At 40.1% G+C, this 9493-nt stretch carries 10 protein-coding genes; 4 read left to right on the forward strand and 6 right to left on the reverse strand.

The genetic code is table 11. The features are described from left to right. Window positions 1–36 precede the first annotated feature (36 nt). The 3 genes from H6G75_RS29795 (at window position 37) to H6G75_RS29805 (ending at window position 2686) form a co-directional block, all read left to right on the forward strand. Window positions 37–1077 carry a helix-hairpin-helix domain-containing protein gene (locus tag H6G75_RS29795; protein WP_190983511.1) on the forward strand — a complete coding sequence of 347 codons (1041 nt, stop codon included), beginning with the start codon at window positions 37–39 and terminating at the stop codon, window positions 1075–1077. A 148-nt stretch (window positions 1078–1225) separates the two neighbouring features. After that, window positions 1226–1660 (forward strand): bacterioferritin, encoded by a 435-nt coding sequence (locus tag H6G75_RS29800; protein WP_190983512.1) that lies wholly within the window; start codon window positions 1226–1228, stop codon window positions 1658–1660. A gap of 78 nt (window positions 1661–1738) precedes the next feature. Further along, entirely contained in the window at window positions 1739–2686 is a 948-nt protein-coding gene (locus H6G75_RS29805) for an FTR1 family protein (protein ID WP_190983519.1), read from the forward strand. 45 nt (window positions 2687–2731) lie between these two features. Here the strand turns inward: H6G75_RS29805 and H6G75_RS29810 are convergent, their stop codons facing one another. The 5 genes from H6G75_RS29810 to H6G75_RS29830 form a co-directional block, all read right to left on the reverse strand. Then, a complete protein-coding gene (locus tag H6G75_RS29810) occupies window positions 2732–3364 on the reverse strand; it encodes an SMI1/KNR4 family protein (RefSeq protein WP_190983513.1) in 633 nt (210 codons plus the stop codon). Window positions 3365–3370: 6 nt separating this feature from the next. Beyond that, window positions 3371–4282: an ABC transporter substrate-binding protein gene (locus tag H6G75_RS29815; protein ID WP_190983514.1), complete on the reverse strand. Its 912-nt coding sequence runs from the start codon at window positions 4280–4282 to the stop codon at window positions 3371–3373. A 275-nt stretch (window positions 4283–4557) separates the two neighbouring features. Then, window positions 4558–5145: a molybdenum cofactor guanylyltransferase gene (locus tag H6G75_RS29820; protein WP_190983515.1), complete on the reverse strand. Its 588-nt coding sequence runs from the start codon at window positions 5143–5145 to the stop codon at window positions 4558–4560. Window positions 5146–5482: 337 nt separating this feature from the next. Beyond that, window positions 5483–7540 carry a thioredoxin domain-containing protein gene (locus tag H6G75_RS29825; RefSeq protein ID WP_190983516.1) on the reverse strand — a complete coding sequence of 686 codons (2058 nt, stop codon included), beginning with the start codon at window positions 7538–7540 and terminating at the stop codon, window positions 5483–5485. A gap of 179 nt (window positions 7541–7719) precedes the next feature. Then, window positions 7720–7875, reverse strand: coding sequence for a hypothetical protein (locus H6G75_RS29830; RefSeq protein WP_190589053.1), 156 nt, complete (start codon window positions 7873–7875; stop codon window positions 7720–7722). Window positions 7876–8252: 377 nt separating this feature from the next. Here H6G75_RS29830 and clpP point away from each other — a divergent pair, with 377 nt between their 5' ends. Further along, entirely contained in the window at window positions 8253–8858 is a 606-nt protein-coding gene (clpP, locus tag H6G75_RS29835; RefSeq protein ID WP_190691833.1) for an ATP-dependent Clp endopeptidase proteolytic subunit ClpP, read from the forward strand. 56 nt (window positions 8859–8914) lie between these two features. Here the strand turns inward: clpP and H6G75_RS29840 are convergent, their stop codons facing one another. Beyond that, window positions 8915–9292 (reverse strand): hypothetical protein, encoded by a 378-nt coding sequence (locus H6G75_RS29840; protein WP_190983521.1) that lies wholly within the window; start codon window positions 9290–9292, stop codon window positions 8915–8917. Window positions 9293–9493 lie beyond the last annotated feature (201 nt).

Raw genomic sequence — 9493 nt, forward strand, 5'->3', positions numbered from 1 at the left:
AATCTACGACACTAAGTCATACAAGCTGTTAAAAACATGAAACAATTTAAATACTTTTGTTTAACTATTGCTACTGCTGCAATTGTCAGCCTGAGTGCTTGTAACAACACTCCAACCGCAGAAAATCCCTCTGCACCAGCAGCTACTTCACCATCAACAGCCCAAGTCACAGAAGCTACAACTCACAGCGGTCATGGTGGTAAAGCGAAAATTAATATCAATACAGCGATATTGTCAGAATTAGATAAATTTGAAGCAAAATTAGGTGTACCAGCTTTATCTAACAAAATTCAGGCTAGTCGTCCTTATGCTAGTCCAGAAGATTTAGTGACTAAGAAAGTAATTACACAAGAACAGTTCGACCAAATTAAAGACCAAGTAACGGTTCAGGAAGTTGTGTTAACAGGTGAAGCCAAAGATGTTGATTACATGACAAAGTTAGGCTTAATGAAAGGACACCTGTTAGTAGCTCAAGAATTGTTAGACAAAAACTTGCCAAAACAAGCCGAACCTCATATTGGACACCCAGTTGAGGAAATATATGTGGATGTCGAAGAACAACTAAATGAACGCAAAGTTAAAGAATTCAAGACAACTTTGGTGAGTTTGCAAGATTTAGTCAAATCAAATCCCAAGAATGCCAAAGTTAAAACCAATTTTACCGCTTCCGTGGAATCTGTAGATGGTGCGATCGCTGTTCTACCAGAAGCCCAACGCACAAAGCCCGGATTTGTGCTTCAGGTAGTTAATGGCTTGTTAGATGCAGCTAACTCTGAATATGGGGCGGCGATCGCAGATGGTAAAATAGCCGCAGCCATTGAATATCAAGACTCTCGTGGCTTTGTAGTTTATGCCGATGACTTATATAAGGGTATTTCTAACCAAGTAGCGCAAAGCAGTCCTGATGCACAAAAAGCAATAGAAGCTAGTTTCAATGAACTGCTAAAAGTCTGGCCTAGCGCCGTTCCTCCTGCTAAACCAGTGAAGACACCTGTGGAAGTGACTCAGTTAATCAAGACAATTGAGCAAAATTCTCAAACAGTCATTGATAAATCAAATACACAGGCACAACGATAGACTCTAAACTAACAAAAAAGTAGAGAGTCAAACGTTTAAAATAAGTGAGCCATGAGCAAATAATTAGAAATGAAACGTAAAAGTTTCTCGTGCTTCTTAATTAATGACTCATCAGGCTCCATTTGTATATTGCCGAACTTAACAACTGATGCAAGAACTTGACCAAACCAAGACTATAGAACTCCTCAACACCATAATGGAATTTGAGTTAGCAGGAGTAGTACGCTACACACATTATTCCTTGATGGTGACTGGGCCGAACCGTCTTCCCATTGTGGCTTTTTTTAAAGCCCAAGCCAGTGAATCTTTACTTCATGCTCAACAAGTTGGGGAAATTCTTACAGGTTTAGATGGACATCCCACCCTGAGAATTGCTCCAATGGAAGAAACTTATAAGCATTCAGTCAAAGATATTTTGGCAGAAAGCTTATCTCATGAAAAGAAAGCATTGGAATTGTACAAAAATCTCTTAGATACTGTCAGCAATGCTAGTGTCTATTTAGAGGAATTTGCCCGTGGCATGATTGGACAAGAAGAACTACATAATCTCGAATTGAAAAAAATGCTGCGAGATTTTAGCTAATAGTTAATATTCATTAGTCATCAGTCATTTGTCATGACTAGTGACTAATGACTAATGACAAATGACAAAGGACAAAAAATGAATTTTAGTACTGCTTTACCTACTTTTGTAATTACACTCCGAGAAGGAGTAGAAGCCGCCTTAGTTGTGGGGATAGTGTTGGCTTTATTAAAAAAAGCCAAACAATCTCGACTTAATTCTTGGGTGTATGCTGGTGTCGGCGTTGGTATTGTTGTCAGCGCCTTGATAGGTGTACTGTTTAGTGTGGTGATTAAAGCATTAGGTCAAATTAATCCACAATACACATCGGTAGTTGAACCTGGACTAGAAGGTGTGTTTAGTGTGCTGGCGATCGCAATGCTCAGTTGGATGCTAATCTGGATGACGAAACAAGCCAGATTTATGAAAGCTCAAGTAGAAGGCGCTGTCACCGAAGCACTCACACAAAACAGCAATGCTGGCTGGGGCGTTTTTAGTTTAATTTTAATCGCCGTAGTCCGCGAAGGCTTTGAAACCGTGTTGTTCATTGCGGCTAACTTTCAGCAAGGTTTAATTCCCACAATTGGCGCTCTTGGTGGTTTATTAGTAGCAGCCACAATTGGCGTATTGTTATTTAAATTAGGTGTTAAAATCAACATCCGCCAGTTTTTCCAAGTTATGGGCGTTTTATTAGTGTTGATTGTTGCTGGCTTAGTCGTTTCTGCATTAAAACACTTTGACGATGCTTTTGCTAACTTAGCCCTCAGCAGCCGCGCTTCCGAAAGCCTGTGTTTTTACTATGAACACTTTACTAAAGTCCACTCTTGCATTTTAGGGCCGATAGTTTGGAATACTTCTAGTATTTTGCCTGATGATCAATTCCCTGGCATTATTCTGAAATCTTTATTTGGTTATAGAGAACATCTATATATTGTGCAAGCAGTGGGATATGTTTTATTTTTGCTAACTGTTGGCTGGTTATATTTCCGTAGTTTAGGTGGTGAAACTCCAAAACCTAATAAAAATGTCTCTCTTTTCCAAAAATAAACTGATAATTAAATCTATTGTAGGGTGTGCATAAAAATGCCCACCCTACTTATTTTTAACAATCGTTTTTAAAGCATCTGATAAATGTGTGTTATCAAGTGCAAACATTTCAATTCCATCATCATCCACTTCAGTAGTTACTTGAATATTCTCCGCCAATTTTGCATCTAGCAGCTGCAACAATTCTCCCAAGTTAGGAGCTAACACATACTTTTCATCTTCATCCGCACCAAAGTTGATAATTTGCCCAATACATCCATTAACATCAGGTGCTAAATCAATACCAATGTGATTTCCTCCTCCATCGTGCATCAAAGGTATCCATTTTTCATGTGCATAGACGCTTTGGATAACGCTCTCTGGATAAGATGTGCAGAAATCATTTAAACCTTCTAAGCCATCTTCAATGATTTTCTTCCAACTTAACCAATTTCGCTCTACTTCAGACAGTGAGAGAAATTGTAACCCGTAAAAAATACCTCGTCCTTCTCTAGACTCTCCATTATTGAGTCGATATAAAGTTTGCATCTCTGCTGGAATTTCATAACCAAGTACCATTTGTAAATGTAAAATTTCCTCTTCACTTGCTGGTGGGTTGAGATACTTGTAATATTCAGGAAACCTATTGTGAATCTTTTCTCGATAGCTTAACCAGTATGTACTAACAAGATTATTCATTTTGGATTAATTTGCTGTAAATAAATCTTTTTTAAGCTGCTGACAGGTTTTCTCAATGGCATTGATGCTACCTGGATTTACTAATCCATAATAGTCAAAAATATAAACTCGGTTATTTTGTGTTGCTTTGAGTTTTTGCCAAAAAGGTTCTTTACTAAAGGATTCCAGAATCTCTTTATTGGATGTTGCTTGGGGAGGGTTGATAACAATTATTGTGTCTGGATTAACTTCTAAAACTTTCTCTGCTGATAAAGTCACATAACCACCAAAAGGACTTTTACCTTGTAATTCGGCGGCGACATTCTTAAGTTGAAATTTTTCTAATAAGTTTCCTGCCCAACTGCTTTTATTTGGTGTGAGAATTGGTTGATTACTCACTAACACCAAAGTAGAAATATTTTGTTCCTGTTTTTCTGGTAAAAAACTTTTGTAGCGAGTTAACAAAGGTTCAGGGTTTACACCAATTAAATCACCCAGTTTTTGAGTCAGACTTTCTAAGGAATCCCATGTTTTAAGTTGAGTCAGTAAAGTCGGAATTTTTAATTCTTGCAATCTTTGAATTACTTGGGTAGAAAAACCTTCGATACCAATGACTAAATCTGGTTTGAGAGCCACAATTTTTTCTAAATTAGGAGGAGTTTGACCTTCACTAACGCGAGGAATATCCTTCAACCCAGGTTCGTTTTTAAATAATGAATTTCCAGCGATACCTACTAGTTTGGTTTTATCGAGTTGATAAATAATATCTGTGGCTAGAGATGAAAGACTAACTACTCTTTTGGCTGTTTGTTGATTATTAGTGGTTTCTGTAATCGCAGGTGTTTGTACTTGTGGTTGTTGAGTTGTAGCAGTGCTACAAGCCATTAAAAATATACTGATGAGAATTGCTAATGCTGATAATATTAAACGATGATACATATAAGAATAAACCTATGGTAACTATTAAATTTACTGACAAAAATGACGAGTGTAGACATAGTAAAAATTCCCCCAAGAATTTATAGCTATGCTACCTCGCCATTAAGTATACAAGGTTTATTGAGAAAAGCTTTACACACTATACATTAGTATGTTGTTTAACTATTGTTAATTAAATAACATTTGTTTGTTTTTGTAAAAAATTTATAGTAAAACTTTTTACTTGTGAGAAAGATTTATAAATAATGGTTTAATAGCTGTCTGAAATGTTGTTTTTACTGTATTAATGCCCAATCTTCAGGAGTATTACAGTTAAGTAACATCTTGGTATCAGGCACAGCTAAAACTTGTACAGAATGTTGCTGAAGCCACTGCTGAAACGATCGCCCGCCTTGGTTGATAAAATCTAGTAGTTGCGGTAAACATTGACGGCGATAAAAACCACACAGAGGTTCCCAGCCTTTAGTATGATGTGCCAAAGCTGCGATCGCATCATCCCCCACATTATCAAGTTCAGCCTTCCATCCTTGCAGTACCTCAACCTCCAACTTGGGTAAATCGCAAGCAAGTAACAGCACCCAATCAGTTTGTACCTGTGCAAGTCCTTGTGCAAACCCCAGCAACGGCCCCTGATTTAAAGGTGCTTCTAAAATAAACTCACAACGAGGTAAAGTTAAATTTTGATAACGTTCCGGCCAGGGAGTGACAATATAAACAGTCTCAGCACAAGCCGCCGCAATCTGACAAACTCGCTGTAATAAAGGTACACCATCAACAGTCAGCAATGCTTTATCTTGTCCCATCCGCGAACTTTTACCGCCAGCCAATACAATGGCTGATAAAAGTGCTGAGTGCTGAGTCATTTGTGTTTCTATGTCCCTATTTTGCACCACGCCTGAATTTTGTCTCTAGACCTGAGATTTGTGGAGTTGATAATTAGAGGGATGTTTTTTGTTTCGCGCAAAGGCGCAAAGACGCAAAGACGCGAAAAATCGATAGTTAACCTTGCTGAAAAGGCTTAATTCATCCTGCATTTATGCAACGCCAGATTTTTTTATTTTAGGACTTACGCAAGAACCCTCTCAAGTCCTCTTAACTTCGTGTCCTACCCTTCGGGAAGCCGCTATCGCGTCTATGCGCCCTTTGTGGTTAGTTCTCTAATTCTGTGCATATTCATACAGAATTGGTATTAAAAATGAATCATCCTCTCGTTTGACTTTGCTGCACTTGCTGTAACATTTGCTCAACACTGGTGGCTGGTGCAAGACATTTTAAACCTTGGCAAACTAAGGCGATACTTCCTTCTGGGAGGTTAGATACTACAGAAAACGCTGCTACTGGCAAATATTGAGGAATGAGAGATTGAATTTGCTCGGTGGTGCTGCGAACTAGGGTAGAGTTACGATACCAATCTAAAGCTGTGAATAAGCTGGGGCAAGCTTGAGGATGACTAGCCATGATGCTTCGGAAGGCTTTTAAACCTTGCTCGGCTAAATCGAGATAATGCAGATTATCGGTGAGTAGAGATAACCTGACAAGATTTGCGATCGCTACTCCATTCGCCGAGGGTGTAGCATTATCAGCATAGCTGCGTTCGCGGACAATTAATTCCTGACTAGCATCGCTAGATGTGTTAAAATATCCTCCTAGTTCTACACTCCAGAGAAATTCGTCGAATTCTTCTTGGATAGCGATCGCTTTTTCCAACCATTGTTTATCCTCTGGGCTACAAGCTTGCAAATCCAGTAACGCTTTAATAAAAAAGGCGTAGTCTTCGGACTGCGCTAAAAATGTCGCTTCACCTTGATAATTGAGTCGGTGGAAACGTCCATTAACAAACTGATTTTCTAAAATAAAGTTAGCGGCTTGTGCGGCTAATTCCAAATATAGAGGTGATTGAAATACCCCACTGGCTCTCGCTAACCCAGAAATCATCAAACTATTCCAAGCCACAATCATTTTTGTATCCGTCACCGAGGGAATACGCCCCGGCCAATTATGGGTTTTGGCTTCTTGATTATTCCGGGCTGGGGGAAAAGTCTTTAATGATTCTGCTGTATCACCATAACGCGCTGTAAATAATTTCCCTAATACCGTGTCTATTTCTGGACTCAAGTGTCCAGCATTGCGCCTTTGTAAGACATTCAACCCTTCAAAGTTACCTTGAGAACTAACTGTAAACTCTTGTTGTAATTGGGTTAATTCTTCTGGTGTTAATAACTGTGCGAGTTCGTTGTAACTCCACACATAAAAAGCCCCTTCTTCTGGCTCAACTGCATCAGCTTTGGTGAAACTATCTGCATCTTGAGCCGCGTAAAAGTAGCCTTCTGGGGCAATCATTTTGCGTTGCAGCCATTGTACAGTTCCCGCCACAGCCCTAGCAAAAGCCGGTTCTTTGATACCCGCACTCCATAAATTTGCTAGATACTCGACAATTTGCCCATTGTCATAAAGCATCTTTTCAAAGTGAGGGACTGTCCAGGTGGGATCAACAGTATAGCGATGAAAGCCACCACCTACATGATCATAAATCCCACCCAGGGCTAAATCTAGTCCGCGCTGAGTACAAATTTGCTGACCATCATAGCGAGATGGCAAATTAAACCGATTTCCCCGCAGTGCCAATTCAGCATAAGGCATCATCGGGAAACTGTTACCGTATTGATTAGCAGTAATGATCCCCGTGCTAGTTTCCCAACCTTTGCCCAGTAATTCATGTTCTGCAACTGACTGGGGATCATCATTTTGCAAGACCGCAGAGGTGAGGAGCGAGTCTAAAATGACCGCTTTGCGTTGGCGCAATTCCTCTTTTTCGGTGTCGTAGTAGCGCCGTAAAGCTTGCAACACCTGTAAAAAACCAGGACGGCCGTAGCGGGGATCAACCGGAAAATAAGTCCCAGCGTAAAAAGGAACCAAATCTTCAGGAGAAAGAAAGGCATTTAACGGCCAACCACCTTGACCAGTCATCATCTGTAACGCCTGCATATAAATGCTATCGATGTCTGGGCGTTCTTCTCTGTCTACTTTAATAGGCAGAAAATTGGCATTCATATAATCTGCGATCGCAGCATCAGAAAAAGCCTCACCTTCCATCACAGTACACCAGTGGCAACTAGAGTAACCAATGGAAAGAAAGATAGGTTTATTTTCTGCCTTTGCAGTGGCGAGAGCTTGATCACACCAAGGCCACCAATCAATAGGATTTTCGGCGTGTTTACGCAGGTACAGACTCTTGGCTTGGGCAAGGCGATTAGTCATGATCTTGTTGTGTGAGGATAGATGCCTTCTTTGCCCAGTCTACATTCTGAATGTGGGAGTAGAACTACTCCTTACATAAAAAAACAAAACTTACACCACAGGTTTTCAACAGTCAGGTTAGTAAAGCGTGTGAGAACAGTTGAAAAGCTAATCAAACATTTTTCCTTTGCCTTGTTGTACTAAGGCAAAGAGCGCCACAGAAAACTGATGATAGTTGTTGACATCTCTGGTGCGGGTGGTTTAACCTGGGCTTGAATTTTGGTATTGTAATTAATTCCTGCTATCAGATGGAGCAAGAAAGTAATGATGGCGGCTTGCACAAGTTTTTCGAGCATGGCAGGTCTCCCTCAAGTGATAGCACTGCAAGTAAAATCCTTTTTCTAAATACACCCCGTACTCATAAATTTCGTAATTTGACGGGGTTTTCTGGAAAATTGCCTTGATAGTTGGTAAATAAATCTTGACAAAATCCAAATTTATAGCTAATGGTATGACAGTTTCATGGTCAGAGCGATCGCAGTTGTAGTTTGTTATTGCGCCTCTCTTGGCACGAACCGAGTCAAATTTCTAGACGCTTTCCCCTATAAAAAGTGCCTGAGTTATGATTTACATCTGCCAGATAGAAGAGAAAATTAGCTCTCTGGCGGATGACGACAGCCATTAGCAGGTTGTCATCGATAAAATAGATGTAAATTAGCTACAGGAACGCTGCATGATTCCTATCGTTATTGAACAATCGGGTCGGGGCGAACGCGCCTTTGATATCTACTCACGACTGTTGCGTGAGCGAATCATCTTCTTGGGACAACAGATTGACAGCAACTTAGCTAACTTAATAGTTGCCCAAATGCTGTTCTTGGATGCAGAAGACCCAGAAAAAGACATTTATATGTACATTAATTCCCCTGGCGGTTCGGTAACTGCTGGTATGGGTATTTTTGACACTATGAAGCATATCCGCCCTGATGTCTGTACCATTTGTACCGGATTAGCGGCAAGTATGGGAGCTTTTCTCCTCAGTGCTGGAACCAAAGGTAAGCGGATGAGTCTACCCCATTCCCGCATTATGATTCACCAACCTTTAGGCGGCGCACAAGGCCAAGCCACCGACATTGAAATTCAAGCGCGGGAAATTTTGTATCACAAAAAGCGACTCAACGACTTTCTCGCCGACCACACAGGTCAGCCCATTGAGCGCATTGCAGAAGACACCGAACGCGATTTCTTCATGTCACCCGATGAAGCCAGAGAATACGGTTTGATTGACCAAGTAATTGACCGTCACTCTGCGGGTAGTCGTCCGATGGCTGTGGTTTAGTCATTAGTCATTAGTCATTGGTTATTAGTTGTAGGGTGGGTATTATGCCCACCCTGCTAAATTATGGGTGTGGCTAGAGATTCCAAGTATTTGAGAAAATCGAGTAATTCTTCTTGGGTTAATAAATGGCGCGATCGCTTACCATAAGTTTTCATGAGATAATCTCTTCCCCACTCTACACTGACATCTAATCGCTGCATTTCTTGATCAGTTTTAGCGATAACTTGAACAAAAAAATCTTCTCGTGATGATGGCGTAGGTTGAGTTTCCAAATATCTCAGAAAATCCAGTAATTCTGATTCGGTTAATAAAGTCCGCCCTCTCTTGCCATAAGTTTTAATAAGATAATCTCTTCCTTGTTCCGGTGTCCAACCTAAACGGTGCAATTCAATATCAGTTTTGGCTAATACTTCCGCTAAATTTACTGGTTTCATAAATGCCTATCTGCGGTTAATTTTATCCAAATTCTCTTGCCCATTAACTATAGCTACTATTAATCCTTCAAGAGTAAGCTGTTCAGCATTTAAATTGTGTATAATAGAAAGCTGAATTAAGTAAAAAAAAGGAATAATGCCAGCAAAAAATCATTTAACTTCTCAGCAAATAGAGAAACTACAAAAAGCCTTAAAACTGGA

Origin of the sequence: Nostoc sp. FACHB-280 (assembly GCF_014697615.1) — a bacterium.
Taxonomy (GTDB): domain Bacteria; phylum Cyanobacteriota; class Cyanobacteriia; order Cyanobacteriales; family Nostocaceae; genus Nostoc_B.

What these genes read in the sequence shown, in the direction of transcription:
- H6G75_RS29795 (WP_190983511.1), top strand. Translation starts at nt 37, where the DNA reads ATGAAACAATTTAAATACTTTTGTTTAACTATTGCTACTGCTGCAATT.
- H6G75_RS29800 (WP_190983512.1), top strand. Translation starts at nt 1,226, where the DNA reads ATGCAAGAACTTGACCAAACCAAGACTATAGAACTCCTCAACACCATA.
- H6G75_RS29805 (WP_190983519.1), top strand. Translation starts at nt 1,739, where the DNA reads ATGAATTTTAGTACTGCTTTACCTACTTTTGTAATTACACTCCGAGAA.
- H6G75_RS29810 (WP_190983513.1), bottom strand. Translation starts at nt 3,364, where the DNA reads ATGAATAATCTTGTTAGTACATACTGGTTAAGCTATCGAGAAAAGATT.
- H6G75_RS29815 (WP_190983514.1), bottom strand. Translation starts at nt 4,282, where the DNA reads ATGTATCATCGTTTAATATTATCAGCATTAGCAATTCTCATCAGTATA.
- H6G75_RS29820 (WP_190983515.1), bottom strand. Translation starts at nt 5,145, where the DNA reads ATGACTCAGCACTCAGCACTTTTATCAGCCATTGTATTGGCTGGCGGT.
- H6G75_RS29825 (WP_190983516.1), bottom strand. Translation starts at nt 7,540, where the DNA reads ATGACTAATCGCCTTGCCCAAGCCAAGAGTCTGTACCTGCGTAAACAC.
- H6G75_RS29830 (WP_190589053.1), bottom strand. Translation starts at nt 7,875, where the DNA reads ATGCTCGAAAAACTTGTGCAAGCCGCCATCATTACTTTCTTGCTCCAT.
- clpP (WP_190691833.1), top strand. Translation starts at nt 8,253, where the DNA reads ATGATTCCTATCGTTATTGAACAATCGGGTCGGGGCGAACGCGCCTTT.
- H6G75_RS29840 (WP_190983521.1), bottom strand. Translation starts at nt 9,292, where the DNA reads ATGAAACCAGTAAATTTAGCGGAAGTATTAGCCAAAACTGATATTGAA.